This is a genomic window from Amycolatopsis sp. AA4, assembly GCF_002796545.1.
Classification (GTDB): Bacteria; Actinomycetota; Actinomycetes; order Mycobacteriales; family Pseudonocardiaceae; genus Amycolatopsis.
Map to the genome: position 1 here is coordinate 7,050,996 of NZ_CP024894.1, position 15,618 is coordinate 7,066,613.

Annotated in this window: 16 protein-coding genes and 1 pseudogene; 6 read left to right on the forward strand and 11 right to left on the reverse strand. The window is 69.2% G+C overall.

Annotated elements, in window-relative coordinates; all coding sequences use genetic code 11:
* The first annotated feature begins 33 nt into the window (after nucleotides 1-33).
* A complete protein-coding gene (locus CU254_RS32510) occupies nucleotides 34-576 on the forward strand; it encodes a helix-turn-helix domain-containing protein (protein ID WP_009083021.1) in 543 nt (180 codons plus the stop codon).
* Here CU254_RS32510 and CU254_RS32515 read toward each other — a convergent pair.
* From CU254_RS32515 to ahcY, 3 genes are all read right to left on the reverse strand, one after another.
* The gene (locus CU254_RS32515) at nucleotides 573-1,025 is read right to left on the reverse strand and encodes a type II toxin-antitoxin system VapC family toxin (RefSeq protein WP_009083022.1); all 453 of its coding nucleotides are present in this window, start codon (nucleotides 1,023-1,025) and stop codon (nucleotides 573-575) included. The two genes, CU254_RS32510 and CU254_RS32515, sit on opposite strands and share 4 nt — an antisense overlap.
* A complete protein-coding gene (locus CU254_RS32520) occupies nucleotides 1,019-1,306 on the reverse strand; it encodes a toxin-antitoxin system HicB family antitoxin (protein WP_037715550.1) in 288 nt (95 codons plus the stop codon). Before CU254_RS32520 ends, CU254_RS32515 begins: the two co-directional genes overlap by 7 nt.
* A 101-nt stretch (nucleotides 1,307-1,407) precedes the next feature.
* On the reverse strand, nucleotides 1,408-2,880 hold the full coding sequence (gene ahcY / locus CU254_RS32525; protein ID WP_009083024.1) for an adenosylhomocysteinase: 1,473 nt from the start codon (nucleotides 2,878-2,880) through the stop codon (nucleotides 1,408-1,410).
* Between the two features lie 128 nt (nucleotides 2,881-3,008).
* Here ahcY and CU254_RS32530 point away from each other — a divergent pair, with 128 nt between their 5' ends.
* A complete protein-coding gene (locus tag CU254_RS32530; RefSeq protein ID WP_050788496.1) occupies nucleotides 3,009-5,246 on the forward strand; it encodes a hypothetical protein in 2,238 nt (745 codons plus the stop codon).
* Between the two features lie 255 nt (nucleotides 5,247-5,501).
* Here CU254_RS32530 and CU254_RS32535 read toward each other — a convergent pair whose 3' ends face one another.
* The 3 genes from CU254_RS32535 to CU254_RS32545 all read right to left on the reverse strand — a co-directional run bounded on the left by CU254_RS32535 (nucleotide 5,502) and on the right by CU254_RS32545 (nucleotide 9,063).
* A complete protein-coding gene (locus tag CU254_RS32535; RefSeq protein ID WP_009083027.1) occupies nucleotides 5,502-6,233 on the reverse strand; it encodes an LPXTG cell wall anchor domain-containing protein in 732 nt (243 codons plus the stop codon).
* Between the two features lie 292 nt (nucleotides 6,234-6,525).
* On the reverse strand, nucleotides 6,526-8,070 hold the full coding sequence (locus CU254_RS32540) for an amino acid permease (protein WP_037715552.1): 1,545 nt from the start codon (nucleotides 8,068-8,070) through the stop codon (nucleotides 6,526-6,528).
* A gap of 78 nt (nucleotides 8,071-8,148) precedes the next feature.
* Nucleotides 8,149-9,063 carry a cation diffusion facilitator family transporter gene (locus tag CU254_RS32545; RefSeq protein WP_009083029.1) on the reverse strand — a complete coding sequence of 305 codons (915 nt, stop codon included), beginning with the start codon at nucleotides 9,061-9,063 and terminating at the stop codon, nucleotides 8,149-8,151.
* 166 nt (nucleotides 9,064-9,229) lie between these two features.
* Between CU254_RS32545 and CU254_RS44440 the strand changes: the two are divergent.
* The 3 genes and pseudogenes from CU254_RS44440 to CU254_RS32555 form a co-directional block, all read left to right on the forward strand.
* A pseudogene (locus tag CU254_RS44440) lies at nucleotides 9,230-9,397 on the forward strand (helix-turn-helix domain-containing protein); the annotation flags it as partial.
* Nucleotides 9,398-9,460: 63 nt separating this feature from the next.
* Nucleotides 9,461-9,748, forward strand: coding sequence for a hypothetical protein (locus tag CU254_RS44445; protein WP_234392913.1), 288 nt, complete (start codon nucleotides 9,461-9,463; stop codon nucleotides 9,746-9,748).
* The gene (locus CU254_RS32555; protein WP_100266946.1) at nucleotides 9,745-10,407 is read left to right on the forward strand and encodes a nucleotidyl transferase AbiEii/AbiGii toxin family protein; all 663 of its coding nucleotides are present in this window, start codon (nucleotides 9,745-9,747) and stop codon (nucleotides 10,405-10,407) included. Before CU254_RS44445 ends, CU254_RS32555 begins: the two co-directional genes overlap by 4 nt.
* On the opposite strand, the gene manA is transcribed toward CU254_RS32555, so the two are convergent.
* The 5 genes from manA to CU254_RS32580 all read right to left on the reverse strand — a co-directional run bounded on the left by manA (nucleotide 10,382) and on the right by CU254_RS32580 (nucleotide 14,865).
* The gene (manA, locus tag CU254_RS32560; RefSeq protein WP_037715554.1) at nucleotides 10,382-11,614 is read right to left on the reverse strand and encodes a mannose-6-phosphate isomerase, class I; all 1,233 of its coding nucleotides are present in this window, start codon (nucleotides 11,612-11,614) and stop codon (nucleotides 10,382-10,384) included. The two genes, CU254_RS32555 and manA, sit on opposite strands and share 26 nt — an antisense overlap.
* An 82-nt stretch (nucleotides 11,615-11,696) precedes the next feature.
* Nucleotides 11,697-12,782, reverse strand: coding sequence for a hypothetical protein (locus CU254_RS32565; protein ID WP_009083037.1), 1,086 nt, complete (start codon nucleotides 12,780-12,782; stop codon nucleotides 11,697-11,699).
* 2 nt (nucleotides 12,783-12,784) lie between these two features.
* The gene (locus CU254_RS32570; protein ID WP_037715558.1) at nucleotides 12,785-13,012 is read right to left on the reverse strand and encodes a Trm112 family protein; all 228 of its coding nucleotides are present in this window, start codon (nucleotides 13,010-13,012) and stop codon (nucleotides 12,785-12,787) included.
* A gap of 68 nt (nucleotides 13,013-13,080) precedes the next feature.
* Nucleotides 13,081-14,436, reverse strand: a complete 1,356-nt coding sequence (locus CU254_RS32575) for a phosphomannomutase/phosphoglucomutase (RefSeq protein ID WP_009083041.1) — start codon at nucleotides 14,434-14,436, stop codon at nucleotides 13,081-13,083.
* Between the two features lie 75 nt (nucleotides 14,437-14,511).
* Complete coding sequence (locus CU254_RS32580; protein WP_037718335.1) at nucleotides 14,512-14,865, reverse strand: DUF3499 domain-containing protein; 354 nt, start codon at nucleotides 14,863-14,865, stop codon at nucleotides 14,512-14,514.
* A 79-nt stretch (nucleotides 14,866-14,944) separates the two neighbouring features.
* On the opposite strand from CU254_RS32580, the gene CU254_RS32585 reads away from it, so the two are divergent.
* Nucleotides 14,945-15,409 carry a metallopeptidase family protein gene (locus CU254_RS32585; RefSeq protein ID WP_009083045.1) on the forward strand — a complete coding sequence of 155 codons (465 nt, stop codon included), beginning with the start codon at nucleotides 14,945-14,947 and terminating at the stop codon, nucleotides 15,407-15,409.
* The last annotated feature ends 209 nt before the right edge of the window (nucleotides 15,410-15,618 follow it).

The window sequence follows — 15,618 nt, forward strand, 5'->3', positions numbered from 1 at the left end:
CCGTTCTGTAAACAGAACACTAGACTAGGCCGGGTGTCGACGTCACCCGCCCCGGACGGCCGCGCCCTCGCCGCGGTGGTCGGTACCCGCATCCGCACCTTGCGCACCCGCGCGGGCGTCGGCCTGACCACGCTCGCCGCCGACAGCGGTCTCGGCAAGGGAACGCTGTCGGAACTGGAGAACGGCCGCCGCAACCCGACGCTGGACACGCTGTTCGCCATCGCCACCGCGCTGTCGATCCCGTTGAGCGACTTGCTCTTCGGAGACGACGGCGTAGCCGAAGCGCACGGCGACAGCGTGACGGCGACCTTGCTGGGCCGCTGGGAGGACCCGGAGGGCGTGACGGAGGTGTACCGGCTGACGATCCACGAGCGGGTTCAGGTGTCGCATCCGCACAGCCCCGGGGTGCGGGAGGTTTTGACGGTGCTGACCGGGACGGCGGAGGTGGGGCCGGTTTCCGCGCCAGTGACGGTTTCCGCGGCCGGGACGCATACGTTTATCGCGGAAACGGAGCATGTTTATCGCGGAATCGGCGGGGTGGCTACTGCGGTGTTGACGATGCGGTATCCGCGTTAGCGGACGAGGAGTCCGTTGGCTTTTGCCGCATCCGCCTGACGCGCGTCACGCGTGACGACAGTAACCGGTTGCCCACCGGTCAGCTCGGAAGTTTCCCTCATTACGACGGCCAGATGAAGAGCATCCAGGGTGCGAATCGGGTAGTTCTCGGCAACCAGTCGCTGCGCCGCCGGAAAAACGCGCTCCGGGCGGAAAGGGATCAGCACAAGGGAACCTTCCGGGGAAGCGAGCAGGTCGAAGTGCTCGAGGACGATCCGGGCGTCAGGGATCCGGCCGTCGCGCTTCGCCGCCGTGAGCGCGCTGGTGAACTCGAGGCGGGTGAGTTCGCTGCTGAGCACCAGATCCGGCCCCTCGAGCAATAGCTCGCGCATTTCGCGATGCCCCGGCTCATCCTTGAGGAACGCAGTAGCCAGCGCACTTGTATCGGCATAGTAACAATCAGTCACCATTCACCCCGAGTCCAGTCGAGATACTCTCCGACAGTGGCTCCCCAGCCACTGGAGAACTCCTCGATGTCGTCCAGCGAGGCCGCCCGGGCGGGAGGTTCGACATAGGCGACCTTGCCCTCGGCGATCAACCGGCGTTTCCACTCGGCTCGAGACTCGCCCTGCTGGACGACCCCTCGCAGAGCCTCGGTGACCAGATCGTTCATGCTGCGCCCCTCAGCCTCGGCCCTGGCCTTCAGCCGAGCATGCAGCTCGTCGTCGACGCGAGTGATCAATTGCTTCACCCCACCATGATAACACGTCACCCATTAGAGCTATCACGTGTTTTCAAGTGCAGACAAAAGCCGCCCCGAAACGCATTCCGGGGCGGCTTCAGTGTCAGCGATCAGTAACGGTAGTGCTCCGACTTGAACGGGCCCTCCACGTCCACGTCGATGTATTCCGCCTGTTCCTTCGACAGCTTCGTCAGCTCGCCGCCAAGGGCTTCGAGGTGGATCCGGGCGACCTTTTCGTCCAGTTTCTTCGGAAGCCGGTAGACCTCCTTGTCGTACTCCTCGGTCTTCGTGAAGAGTTCGACCTGGGCGATGACCTGGTTCGCGAAGCTGTTCGACATCACGAAGCTCGGGTGCCCGGTCGCGTTGCCGAGGTTCAGCAGGCGGCCCTCGGACAGCACGAGGATGCTCTTGCCGTCCGGGAACACCCACTCGTCGACCTGCGGCTTGATGTTCACGCGCCGCACGCCGGGGTAGCGGGCGAGGCCGGCCATGTCGAGTTCGTTGTCGAAGTGGCCGATGTTGCCGACGATGGCCTGGTGCTTCATCCGCGCCATGTGCTCGACCATCACCACGTTCTTGTTGCCCGTGGTGGTGACGTAGATGTCGCCCTCGTCCAGCACCGACTCCAGGCGCTTGACCTCGTAGCCGTCCATCATCGCCTGCAGCGCGCAGATCGGGTCGATCTCGGTGATGATCACCCGGGCGCCCTGGCCGCGCAGCGATTCCGCCGCGCCCTTGCCGACGTCGCCGTAGCCGCAGACCACCGCGACCTTGCCGCCGATCAGGACGTCGGTGCCGCGGTTGATGCCGTCGATCAGCGAGTGGCGGATGCCGTAGCGGTTGTCGAACTTCGACTTCGTCACCGAGTCGTTGACGTTGATCGCCGGGAACAGCAGCTCGCCCGCGGCCGCCAGCTGGTACAGCCGCAGCACGCCGGTGGTGGTCTCCTCGGTGACGCCCTTCACGCTCTGCCCGATGGCGGTCCACTTGCCCTTGTCCGCCGCGACGGAGGCGCGCAGCAGCTCCAGGAAGACCTTCCACTCCTCGGGGTCCTCGTCGTCGGCCGGCGGAACCACGCCGGCCTTCTCGTACTCGGTGCCCTTGTGCACCAGCATGGTGGCGTCGCCGCCGTCGTCGAGGATCATGTTCGGGCCTTCGCCCTCCCACGTGAGCATCCGCTCAGTGCACCACCAGTATTCCTCGAGCGTTTCGCCCTTCCACGCGAACACCGGGACGCCCTTGGGCTCCTCGGGCGTGCCGTGCGGTCCGACGACGACCGCGGCCGCGGCGTGGTCCTGCGTGGAGAAAATGTTGCACGAGGCCCAGCGCACCTCCGCGCCGAGCGCCACCAGCGTCTCGATCAGCACCGCGGTCTGCACGGTCATGTGCAGCGACCCGGCGATCCGCGCCCCGCGCAGCGGGTAGACCTCAGCGTATTCGCGACGCAGCGCCATCAGGCCGGGCATCTCGTGCTCGGCGAGCCGGATCTCCTTCCGGCCGAACTCGGCGGCGTCGAGATCGGCGACGGCGAATTCGATGCCGCCCCGGGTGTCGTGCCGCTTGACAACGCTTTCGGGGGTCATAGTGCGGTTCCTCCAAGGTTTGATGGCACCTGAACAGTACCGTTGTCGGCTCGACCCTGACTCGGACGGATGAGGAGAGAATCACCGTGCCCGCCCCGCTCCCCGGCCCTGACACCCGCATCGTCGAAATGAGGGTGTCCGGACTCGTGGGCACGAGCGGCGAGACGCTCCTCGACACGGTCCAGACCGTCGACGTCGCCGGCGACGAACTCGGCCGCGTGGTGCGCCCGGCCGACCGGCTGCGGCGTCCGGCTCCCGGTCCGGTGGTGCCCGCGCTCGGCCGGTCGATCCCGCGCACCGTCGAAGGCTACCTGTGGAGCGGCATGACGTCCGGCGGCGTCGCGAAGGCCGCCTGGGCGCTGCTGTTCCCGTTCTCGCTGGCGAACGTCGCGTTCTGGATGCTGCCGCCGGTCCACCGCGGCCGCTGGCTCGGCGGCCTGTGCCGCGGCCTGCTGCGGATCGCCGCGGTGCTGCTCACCATGCTGCTGGTCAGCCAGGTCGCGGCGGCGGTCCTGGACCTCGTCGCGACCCAATGCCTCGCCCCCGGACGCGCCTGCCTCACCTGGGTGACCCCGGAACTGCGCAAGGGACCGCTGCGCATCGGCGTCGGCGTGGCGGTGCTCCTCGCCCTGGTCTACGCACTGCATCGGATCTCGTCCACGAATTGGCGCGTCCGCCCGCCCGAGCTTCCCGGCCGCAAAGGCGTTCCGATGCGCTTGCGCGCCGACCCGGAAGCGCCCGGAATGTCCGCGACGCACGCCGTCGCCGCATTGGCGTGCGTCTCTCTGCTTTTGCTGGGCGGACCGTTCCACGTGCCCACGAAAATCCCGCAGTTGATCGGCTGGATCTGCACCCTCGCGCTGGCACTGGCGGTGTTGATCGGAGGCGCGATCGGCAGCGACACCGGCGTCATCGCGCGCCGGACCTTGCTCACGTTCGCGACCCTGCTCGTCATTTACTCGACCGTGCTGGCCGCCCCGGTCGGCGATCGACTGCCCGGCGTCGACACCACCGTCGAAGGACTCGGCGGCGCCCTGCTGGTCGTCACGCTGCTGTTCGCGCTGGCGCTGATCCCGTCCGCACTGCTGGCCCGCGCAGCCTGGCGCGACCGCCCGCGCCGCCTCCGCCCGTGGCTAGGCGGCTGGGCGGCGGCCCCGGTACTCGCACTCGCCGGCCTCCTCGGCGGCGGTTTCGGCGCCGGGCTGGCGATCGCCGTCCGAAAACTGCTCCGCGTCGACAAACTCGCCCTGCCCACGACGTACGACCTGGTCACCGTCCTGTGGGGCGGCGGACTGGGCCTGATGGCCCTGCTCGCCATCGCCGGATACGCCATCGGCGTCCCCCTGCGCCGCCGCCGGCGCGGCATCCCGCCCATCGTCGAACTGATGGAACACGACGAACAGCAGGAACAAGACGCCGCCCGAGCCTGGGCGCGTTCCGCCTGGGAACGCCGTCACCTGCACCACCTGGCCGTGATCGTCTCCCTCGGCCTCTGCGTCGGCGCGATCGCCCTGCTGGTCGTCCGGTTCGGCTTCAACCTGCAGCCAAGCTGGTTCACCACCGTGTCGGCGATCGGCGTGTTCGCTCTCGGCGCCCTGGCCGCCGGTCTGCTGCGAGTGGTCTACTCCGCGGCCCGGTCCCCGCAACGAAGCCGCCACCTGGGCGCGCTGGCGGACCTGGTCTCTTTCTGGCCCCGCGCCGCCCACCCCGGCGTACCGCCTTGCTACGCGCTCAAGGTCGTCCCCGAACTGGCCGCCCGAGTCAAAGAACACCTCGCCGAACCCGGCACGCGAGTCGTGCTGTCCGGCCTCAACCTGGGCAGCATCCTCACCGTGCTGGCGGCAGCCCAACTGTGCGCCGAACTCCCGCCGGACGAACGCGACCGAGTCGGCCTCCTCACCGCAGGATCCCCGTTGCAGTGGGGCTACCAACGAGCCTTCCCAGCAGTCCTGCCCCAAGACTCGCTGGCGGATTTGTTCTCCGCACTGGACGGCCGCTGGCGCGCCCTGTGCCGAGGAACGGACATCTTCGGCGGCGGCGTGACCACCTGGCGCCACCAAACGAGCAACGGCCACCTGCTGGGCGAGGGCTACCTCCCCGAAGGCAAATGGGGAGCCCTGGAAACCACCCCAGACGACGCAGGAGTCCTGATCCTGGGCGGCGACCACTGGGTCCCCGACCCGCTGCGAGCCCCCGACGGCCGCCACCGCTGGGCCCCCGGAGTCCTCAAACACACTGAGTATTTGGCCGACCCGGAATGGGACAACGCGGTCGCGATGGCCGCAGGCCTAGGCCGCCCCCACGGCCGCGCCAAAACCCGAGGCGAACAAGGCTCCCTCTTCGGCGACCTCCCCCGCCCCCGCTAGCCGAGGCAGAGCCGAGGCCGATGCCGAGGCCACGCCCGATACCGCACCGCTGCACCCAACCCCCCGGGGGCACCCACCCCTCCCCCAACCCCGATACAAAGCCGCCCTGCGGTTCGGGGGTGCTTGTCAAGGCATCTTTCCCGCCTTGACAAGCACCCCCGAACCGTCAGCACAATGAAAAATCGGGGTGCCCCACGCAACCCAGGCCGGGCGCAATGTCGCCCGCCAGGGCGACGAGCCGCCCCCGGAACGAGATCAGTTAGCCCCGCGCCGCCGCACCTTCAGCAGCACCAGCAACGCGCCACCCCCGACAATCAACACCCCGCCAACCCAAAACAGCCAAGCGTTGTCAAACCCAGTGTTGGCCAACCCGCCCCCGGTCCCATTCTGATTCCCAGCCGGAACCACAGCCGGAGCACTGGTCGTAGCCGGAGAAGAAGTCGCCCCAGCCGGAGCAGACGAGGCCACCGAAGAAGTCACCGGAACACCCGGCGTAGTGCTCGGAGCCTCCGAAGCCGGCTGCGACGGAGTCGTGGTCGGAGTCCCCGAAACCGGCGGCTTAGTCGGCACAGTCTTGGTCCCGCAGGCAAACCAGTGGCTGATGGTCGGCAGCTGGTCGCCGCGGTTGAACGGCGAGCGCAGCTTCTCCCACGGCGGCGTGGCCGACATGCCGCGCGTGCCCGGCACGTACACGTTGAAGCCGGGGCCGCCCTTGACCACGATCGCGGTGACCGTGACGCCCTCGCCCACGGCCGTGACGTTCAGGTACTGGTCCTTCTGCGTGCCGTCGGTGACGGTGAGGTCGGCCGCGCCGAGCAGGTTGCCGGGCACCTTCGCCTGGGCGCAGGTCGTCGCGTTGCCCTCGGTCGGCTTCGCCCGGCCGTCGTCCGTGGTGCAGGCGAGCGCCGAGGTCGCGGTGCCGAGCAGGGCGAGTCCGGCCACCGCGGCGACCGTGAAACCGGCACGCAGTCTGGTGCTGATGGGCATGGAGTTACTCCTCAGGGAAAAATCCGAATGGGGGATAGCACACGCGGAGAACTGCGACCCTCCGTAGGAACCCCGACCACTGTTCGTGCGAATTACCCGAGAGTGATTAACCCGTCAGAGGGAAGACGACGCGGAGGGTATCGCATCTCCGTGTGTCCTTTCCCACGGGGACCGGGCAGCGCCCGAACCGAGATCCGCGAGTTGCGCATCCGTGACCACCGGCTCCCCGACCACGTAAAACGGCCCGCCGTCCGAGGTGGACGACGGGCCGGGAGAGACGGCGGCGAGCAGGTCAGTCGGCGACCGGCGGCGCGGATTCGGAGACCGCCCCGCCCTGGTCGACACCGGACTGGCGCTTCCCGAGCAGCGAATGACGGCGGCTGTAGACGAAGTAGATGACGACGCCGACGACCATCCACACGACGAACCGCAGCCAGGTCAGCACGGTCAGGTTCAGCATCAGCCACAGGCAGGCCAGGATCGCCAGCGGCGCGATGACCCACACGGCCGGGACGCGGAACGCGCGCGTCAGGTCCGGACGCGTCTTGCGCAGCACCAGCACGCCCGCGGACACGAGGATGAACGCGAACAGCGTGCCGACGTTGACCATTTCCTCGAGCTTGTCGGCCGGGAAGAACGTCGCGCCTGCCGCGACCAGCGCGCCGACCACGAGCGTCGCGCGCTTCGGCGTGCCGCGGTCGCTCGTCTTGGCCAGCGAACGCGGCATGAGGCCGTCGCGGGACATCGCGAAGATGATCCGGACCTGGCCGAGCATCAGCACCATGACGACGGTGGTCAGGCCGGCCAGCGCGCCGACGGAGATGACGTTCGCGGCCCAGTCGACGCCGTTCGCGGAGAAGGCGGTGGCGAGCGTCTTGTGGCTGCCGTCGCCCGCCGAGGTCGACAGGTCGGTGTAGGGCACCATGCCGACGACCACGAGCGAAACCGCGACGTACAGGACGGTCACGATCGCCAGCGAGCCGAAAATGCCGCGCGGCACGGCCTTCTGCGGGTTGCGGGTCTCCTCCGCGGTGGTCGCGACGATGTCGAACCCGATGAACGCGAAGAACACGATCGACGCGCCGGCCAGCAGGCCGAAGATGCCGAACGAGCTGCTGCCGCCGCCCGCGATGAGCGAGAACAGCGACTGGTCGACGCCGCTCTCCCCGGATCCGGCGGGCTTGCCCTCCGGCACGAACGGCGTGTAGTTGCTGGCCTTGATGTAGAAGAAGCCGAGGATGACCACGAACAGCACGACGGCGACCTTGATGCCGGTGATCACCATCGAGAACCGCGACGACAGCTTCGTGCCGAGCACCAGCAGCGTGACGAGCGCGGCCACGACGATGAACGCGCCCCAGTCGATGCCGAAACCGCCGCCGAGATCGATCGACGTCTTGGTTCCCTTGCCGAAGATGTACGCCAGCACGGTCTGCAGATAGGACGACCAGCCCTTGGCCACCGCGGCGGCGCCGACGGCCAGCTCCAGGATCAGGTCCCAGCCGATGATCCACGCCATGAACTCGCCGAAGGTGGCGTAGGAGAACGTGTACGCGCTGCCCGCGACCGGGACGGTGGAAGCGAATTCGGCGTAGCACAACGCGGCCAGCGCGCAGGCGATCGCCGCGATCACGAACGCGACGGACACCGACGGCCCGGCGAAGTCGCCCGCCGTGCGCGCGGTGAGCGTGAAGATGCCTGCGCCGATGACCACCGCGACGCCGAAGACCGTGAGGTCCCAGGCACTCAGATTCCTGCGGAGTTTCGTCTCCGGTTCATCGGTGTCCGAAATGGACTGCTCGATTGACTTGGTGCGCCACAACCCAGTGCCGGGCAACGTTGACCTCCTGCGGTGACCTTCGTGGGGACCGGGCGCCACCCTAGCGTGTCACTTGGGCGCCAGCTGTCCGGACAGTCAGCGCGCCGCGCGGTCGAGGTCGGGCTCCAGGTAAATCAGCGTCGCGACGGGGACCTTCGCGCGCACGCGGGCCTCGGCGTCGTCGATCGCGGTGGCGATGGCGGCGGTGTCGAGCCCGGGCACGAGCGCGAGCTTCGCGGCGACGAGCAGCTCGTCCGGACCGAGGTACTGGGTGCGGATGTGGATGACGCGCTCGACCTTGCCCGCGGCCAGCTCGTCCACGATGGTCGCGAGATCGGTGTCGGTCGCGCCCTCGCCGATCAGCAGGCTCTTCATCTCGATGATCAGGATGATCGCGATGACGCCCAGCAGCGCGCCGATGAAGACCGTGCCGATGCCGTCGAACACCGGGTTGCCGGTCAGCACCGAAAGCCCGACACCCAGCAACGCGAACACGAGGCCGAGCAGCGCGCCGGAGTCCTCCAGCAGCACGACCGGCAGCTCGGGCTCCTTGGCCTGGCGGATGAACCGCCACCAGCTCGCGTTGCCCTTGATCTTGCGCGATTCGCCCATCGCGGTGAGGAAGCTGTAGCCCTCGAGACAGATCGCGACGACCAGGATGACCACCGCGACGACCGGCGTCTCCAGCGGCTGCGGTTCGATGATCTTGTGGATGCCCTCGTAGAGCGCGAACGCCGAGCCGAGGGTGAAGAGCATGAGCGCGACGATGAACGAGTAGAAGTACCGGTCCCGGCCGTAGCCGAACGGATGCTCCTTGGTGGCCCGCCGCTTGGAGGTCTTCTGCCCGAGCAGCAGCAACCCCTGGTTCGACGTGTCGGCGAGCGAGTGCACCGCCTCCGCGAGCATCGACGACGACCCGGTCACCAGGAAGCCGACGAACTTGGCCACCGCGATCCCGGCATTGGCGGCGAGCGCCGCGATGATCGCCTTGGTTCCCCCGCCAGCTGACACTTCCCGCTCCCCTGCTCCGCGCCCGAATTGCCCGGTGGGAGCCTAGAGGAGCCTTTGCGACGGGAAGCGCTGGGCTGTCACCCGGCTCGCTCGCCCTCGCAAGGGTATCCGATCAGATACCTTCTTGTGGTATCCTTTCGGATACATACGGGACTCGAGGACGACGATGCATATAGCCGAACTCTTGACGACTGCGCGCAAGGCAGCGGACTTGAGCCAGCAAGAGCTGGCTGAGCGAGCAGGGACGTCGCGTCCGACCCTGTCCGCGTACGAGAGAGGCCGGAAGTCGCCCACGCTGGACACAGTCACCCGACTGCTCGCCGGGGCCGGCTTCACACTCACCCTCGAACCTCAGCTCCTTTTCCATGAACTGACTGCCAACGGCCGTTCGATTTCGGTGCCTACAACCCTCCCCCGGCTGACTCCTGAGAAAGCGTTCGCGACGGTCGTCCTGCCGATCGAACTCAACTGGTCAGAACCGGAGCGTCGCTTCGACCTCAGGACGCGCGCGGACCGTGCCCGGGTCTACGAGATCGTGCTGAGGGAAGGCACCAACGACCACATCGCGGAGTACATCGACGGCGCGTTGCTGATCGACTTGTGGGACGAATTGGTCCTGCCCCGGAGTGTCCGAGCCGCCTGGTCTCCGCTCGTCGAGAGCATCCGGCCGGTGACCGCAACGTGACCGTGCCGGACGGGCTGACCTCATTCCAGGTGACCGTCGCACAAGCCTTTTTCGAACTGGCGCAGAGCGATGGATTCCTCCTCGCTGGCGGCGCGGCCCTGCTGGCACAACAGTTGACGACCCGGCCAACGCAGGATCTCGACTTCTTCGCAAGCCCCGGACGCGGAGACATACCAGCTGCCCGGGACGCTTTGGAGTCCGCCGCTGCAGCACGCAGCTGGCAGGTCACCCGGGTCCGCGACACCGCCACCTTTTGCAGGCTGGTAGTGCGCGGACCGGAGAACCTGGTCGTAGATCTAGCGCTCGACGCGGCACCGAGCCGCCCACCGATGCTGACCTTTCTGGGGCCGACCTTCGATCGGGAAGAACTCGCGGGGCGAAAGGTGGTCGCGCTTTTCGACCGCGCTGAAGCGCGTGACTTCACCGACGTGCATACACTGTCTGTCACCTACCCAAAGGACTTGCTGCTGGCCCTTGCCGCTCAGCAGGATCCGGGCTTTGACACCGCGGTGTTCAGAGACATGCTCGCCTCGCTGTCCCGGTTCGGTGACCGTGACCTGCCAATCGCGCCCGCCGAGGTCCCCGCACTACGCAGTTTCTTCGCCACCTGGTCCGCAGAACTGACCAGTCAGCTCACAACTCGCACGTCCCAGCGGTAGCCCGGAACAGCTGCGACTTCTCCCCGCCCAGCGGACGCACCCGCACCGCCGGGTCCGCGGCGGGCAGCCATACCGACTGGCCCCTCCGCAGTTCCACCTGCTCGCCGTCCGAGGCGCGCACCAGGAGGTCCCCTTCGGTGCACAGCAGGATCTGCGGCCCGGCCGAGTCGACCTCGATCTCGGCGTCTTCCCCGGCCGCCCATTCCATCCGCGACAGTTCGAATTCCGGGGCGTCCGTGTGGTACACCGCCATCCGCTGGCCGGCGCATTCTCCGTGCTGCACCGGCATTTCCCCGCACGCGAAGTCGACCACGCGCAGCAGTTCCGGCACGTCCACGTGCTTCGGGGTGAGGCCGCAGCGCAGGATGTTGTCCGAGTTCGCCAGGATCTCCACCGCGGTGCCGTGCAGGTACAGGTGCAGGTTCCCGGCCGGCAGGTAGATCGCCTCGCCGGCGCGCAGGGTCAGGCGGTTGAGCAGGAGCGCGGCGAGCACCCCGGCGTCGCGCGGGTGGGTTTCGCCCAGTTCCAGGATCGTGCGGCATTCGGTCGCGAACTCGCCGTGGTCCTGGACGTGCCGGACGCACGCGTCGAGCACCTCCGGCAGCAGTTCGTCCAGCGCGGACTGGGGCAGCGTGATCCAGGTGGTGAACAGCGCCCGCAGGCCCGCCGGGTCCGGTTGGGCTTCCAGCAGGCCGGTGTACTTGCCCAAGCCGGGCGTCTCGATCGCCTTCAGCAGCTTGACCGTGCGGTTCGGGTCGCGGAACCCGGCCAGCGCGTGGAACTCCGTCAGCGCGCAGACCAGCTCCGGCTTCGCCGTCGGGTCCGGGTAGTTCCGGTTGGCGGCGTCGCGCGGGATGCCGAGTTTCTCCTCGCGGGCGTGTCCTTCCGCGGCCTGCGCCGCCGACGGGTGGGCCTGCATCGACAGCGGTTCTTCCGCGGCGAGGATCTTCAGCAGGAACGGCAGCCGGTTGCCCCAGCGGCGCGCGCAGTCCTCGCCGAGCTGGCCGACCGGATCGGCGTCGACGAGTTCGAGCAGGCTGACTTCGGCGCCGTCCGGGCCGAGCACGTGCGACGGGTCCCCTGGGTGCGCTCCCATCCACAGTTCGGCCTCGGGGTGCGGCGCCGGCACCGGACGTCCCTGCAGCTGCGGGATGGCCGTTCGCGATCCCCAGGCGTAGGGCCGTACGGCGTTGCGCAACAGCTCCACTGTCAACTCCCAATCCTTCCCGTCGGCACTGGGCCGACGCACGCGGCGGCGGAACCGCCTGCCCGCGTTCCCCCCTGCTCCCTCAGGCGGAGGCCGGTTCGTATCTTCCGGCCCCGCCGATGCTGCCCGCCGCCAGCCCGAGGTACACCGCGGCCAGCTCGAACCGCAGCGCCAGCACCGCGGCGCGGACGATCTCGTCGGCCTCGATCTCCTCGGCGGGCGCGATCAGGTCCGCACCCGGCATGAACTCCTCGGCTTGGTACCGGGCCGCCTCGGTCGCCGGACCGGTCCGCACCGACAGCAGCAGCACCCGCGTCGCGACGCCGCCGGGCGAGTCGTCCGGGTCGGCGAAGATGTCCCGCTGGACGCCGCCCGACTGCGCGACCCGGCGCAGGGCCGGGCGGGCGAGCGCCTGCCGGTAGTCCTCCACGTCGCACACCAGCGCGGCGTGCGCGGCGAACGCGTGCGCCGCGTGCTCGCCGACCGCCACCGCGACCGGGTCGAGCCCCCACAGCAGCGGCACCCGGTCCGCGACCCGCAGCGCGAGCGCCTTCGCCGGATTGGCGAACGACTCGCGGGCCAGGTAGTCCTTCTCCGCTTCGAGATCGAGCTGGTCGGCGAGCGCCTGCACGTCCGCGACCAGCAGGCCGAGCGCGTTCGCGGTGAGCAGCCCGGCGGCCAGCCCGCGCGGGAACGCCAGCTCCGGCGGCACCGGAACGCGCGGCGCGAGCAGCACGCCCTTGCCCGCCACCGACGCCGCGACCGGCCCCTCCGCCGGCGCGGACAGCACCACCGACGCGCCGAACCGGGCGGCGCGCTCCAGCGAGGCGGCCAGCTCGCGGTCTCCCGCGTCGTCGGTGTGCGCGAACACCACGTCGAGCGCGCCGATCCAGGCCGGCACCGATTCGGCCACCACGACCGGCACCGGGCACGACGGCGCGAGCAGCGCGGCCAGCAGCCGGGTGAGCGTGCGGCTCACCCCCGGCCGGTCGAGCAGCACCAGCGAACGCGGACGCCCGACGTCCAGCCGTTCGCTCAGCTCCAGTTCGGCCGCCGCCTCGGCGGTGGCCCGTACCTGCGCGCCGGCCATCGCGGCGGCGCGCAGCAACCCCGCGCGGTCGGCGTCGGCCAGCCGCGCGGAGTCGTCGAGCAGGGAATCGTCAAGCATGGTCAAGCACTGTCGCCGTGATCAGCGTCGGGTCCGGCAGTGCCGGGCAGCGTCGCCTCGTCGAGCAGCAGCACCGGGATCCCGTCGCGGACCGGGTACACCCGGCCGCATTCGGTGCAGGTCAGCGCGTCGGCCTCGGCGTCGTCCGGCGTGCCGGGGCGCAGCGGCGCGTGATCCGGCGACGGGCACGCGAGGATCTCCAGCAGCTGGGCGTCAAGCGTGATGGCCATAGTTCCTCCATACCACGCGTCGTTGGGGTGTTGAGGGCGCGTTCCGGACACAATCCGGCGCCAGCCGGTCAGGCCCGGACAATGGCCAGCACCTCGGCGGTGAGCGCCTCGACCGCGGCCCGGTCGGCGGCCTCCACGTTGAGCCGCAGCAGCGGTTCGGTGTTGGAGGGGCGCAGGTTGAACCACGCGCCGCCGGGCAGCTGCACGGTCAGGCCGTCCAGCTCGTCGATCTGGACGCCGGACTTGCCCGCGTACGCGTCCTTCACCGCGAGCATCCGCGCGACCTGGTCGCTGACCGTCGAGTTGATCTCGCCGGACGCCGCGTAGCGCGAGAAGTCCTGGGTGAGCGCGGACAGCGGGCCGTTCTGCTCGCCGAGCGCGGCGAGCACGTGCAGCGCGGCCAGCATGCCGGTGTCGGCGCGCCAGAAGTCGCGGAAGTAGTAGTGCGCGGAGTGCTCGCCGCCGAAGATCGCGCCGGTGCGGGCCATCTCGGCCTTGATGAAGGAGTGCCCGACCCGCGTGCGCACCGGCTTGCCGCCGTGCTCCGAGACGATCTCCGGCACGCCCTTCGACGTGATCAGGTTGTGGATGACCGTGCCGCCCGGCTCCTTGGCCAGCTCGCGCACGGCGACCAGCGCGGTGATCGCGCTGGGCGACACCGGCTCGCCGCGCTCGTCCACGACGAAGCAGCGATCCGCGTCGCCGTCGAACGCCAGCCCGGCGTCCGCGCCGACCTCGCGCACCTTGGCCTGCAGGTCGACGATGTTGGCCGGGTCGAGCGGGTTGGCCTCGTGGTTCGGGAAGGTGCCGTCGAGCTCGAAGTACATCGGCACGACCTCGATCGGCAACCCGTCGAAAACGGTCGGGACGGTGTGCCCGCCCATGCCGTTGCCGGCGTCGACCACGACCTTGAGCGGCCGCGAGCCGGAGAGGTCGACGAGGTTGCGCAGGTAGGCGGCGTAGTCGCCGAGGACGTCGCGCTCGGACACGGTGCCGCGCTGGCCGTCGAAGGCGGGAACGCCCTGCTCGACGGTGTCGCGGATCTCCGCGAGGCCGGTGTCCTGCCCGACCGGCGAGGCCCCGGCGCGGCACATCTTGATGCCGTTGTACTTCGCGGGGTTGTGGCTCGCGGTGAACATCGCGCCCGGCAGGTTGAGCGAGCCGGAGGCGAAGTAGAGCTGGTCGGTGCTGGCCAAGCCGATCGAGACCACGTCGAGGCCCTGCGAGGTCACCCCGTCGGCGAACGCCGCGGCCAGCTCCGGCGACGAATCGCGCATGTCGTGGCCGATCACCACGGCCGGCGCCTCGGGTTTGATGAGCAGCGCGAACGCGGCCCCGAAGTCCCGGACGAGGGCGGCGTCGAGCTGTTCGCCGACCACGCCGCGAATGTCGTAGGCCTTCACGATGCCCGAAAGGTCTGGCACGCCTTCTCCCCGCCGCTAGTTCCGTGGCGACGCCAGTCGCGCCGCGGGCGAAAGCCTACCGGTCGGGAAAGAAGCTCAGGCGCGCCCCGGGAGGACGCGCAGATGGCCGCGCCTGCCGGAAGGCCCTTCGGGCTCGGGCTGCGCGGGCGGGACGTCGGAGCGACCGGCCTCGCGAACCGCCTCGGCCAGCGCGGTCAGCTCGTCGGCGGACTGCTCCGGAGCGGCGAAGGCCCCCTCGTGGCGGACGACTTCCCAGCCCTTCGGGACGGTCAGCCGCAGCGCGTGGGCCTCGCAGAGGTCGTAGGAGTGCGGTTCGGAAGCGGTGGCCAGCGGTCCGACGACCGCGGTCGAGTCCTGGTAGGCATACGTGAGCGTGGCGACAGCGGGTTCGAGGCAACCCGTTCGCGAACATTTCCGTACGCTCCGCACGATCCGAAACGATAGCGCGTCGCCGCAAGCGAGTACCGGCGACACGCGCGTTCCCCTGGCGACCGCATAGACTTGGACGGTGGCGACGGCTCGTGACTACCGACAACGGCAGCGGCTGCGACGGGACCGGCACGGCCGGGGCCTGCGCGGAACGCTCTATCCGGCGTCCCTGCCCGCGGCCGCGAGCCGCGCGGAGCGCTTCGACGCACTGGTGCTGGACGCCCTGGAGCCCATCGAAGCACGCTGGCGGCACGAGCTGACAAAACTGGACGTAGCGGTAGACGACGTCCCAGAAGTCCGCATGGACGGCCGAGCCCCCGCAGACGGTGTACTCCACGACGGCGCAGTCCCCCTGTCCCGGCTAGTCCCCGCAGGCGTAGACCGAACCGGCCTCCCCACGCGCGCACGAATCGTCCTCTACCGCCGTCCCCTGGAAGCCCGCGCAAAAGACCCGTCAGAACTAGCAGACCTGGTACACGACGTACTGGTAGAGCAGGTCGCAGGCTACCTAGGCGTAGAACCAGACGTCATCGAAGGCGACTGACCCCTGGCCCGGTCCGTGTGGGGAACCCTCACGGACTCAGAGTCCCTCAGGGTTCCCCTCACGACCCGCCCGCTCACCGTCGCCAGGATGCGCCCCAATGTGGCATTGGGTGCATCCCACGCACCCAATGTGGCGTTCGGTGCATCTGACGCACCCAATGCCACATTGGGGCGCTAGCCCCACCCCTAAAACCGCCGCCGATGCACCCA

What these genes read in the sequence shown, in the direction of transcription:
- CU254_RS32530 (WP_050788496.1), top strand. Translation starts at nt 3,009, where the DNA reads ATGAGGGTGTCCGGACTCGTGGGCACGAGCGGCGAGACGCTCCTCGAC.
- ahcY (WP_009083024.1), bottom strand. Translation starts at nt 2,880, where the DNA reads ATGACCCCCGAAAGCGTTGTCAAGCGGCACGACACCCGGGGCGGCATC.
- CU254_RS32535 (WP_009083027.1), bottom strand. Translation starts at nt 6,233, where the DNA reads ATGCCCATCAGCACCAGACTGCGTGCCGGTTTCACGGTCGCCGCGGTG.
- CU254_RS32570 (WP_037715558.1), bottom strand. Translation starts at nt 13,012, where the DNA reads ATGGCCATCACGCTTGACGCCCAGCTGCTGGAGATCCTCGCGTGCCCG.
- CU254_RS32565 (WP_009083037.1), bottom strand. Translation starts at nt 12,782, where the DNA reads ATGCTTGACGATTCCCTGCTCGACGACTCCGCGCGGCTGGCCGACGCC.
- CU254_RS32515 (WP_009083022.1), bottom strand. Translation starts at nt 1,025, where the DNA reads ATGGTGACTGATTGTTACTATGCCGATACAAGTGCGCTGGCTACTGCG.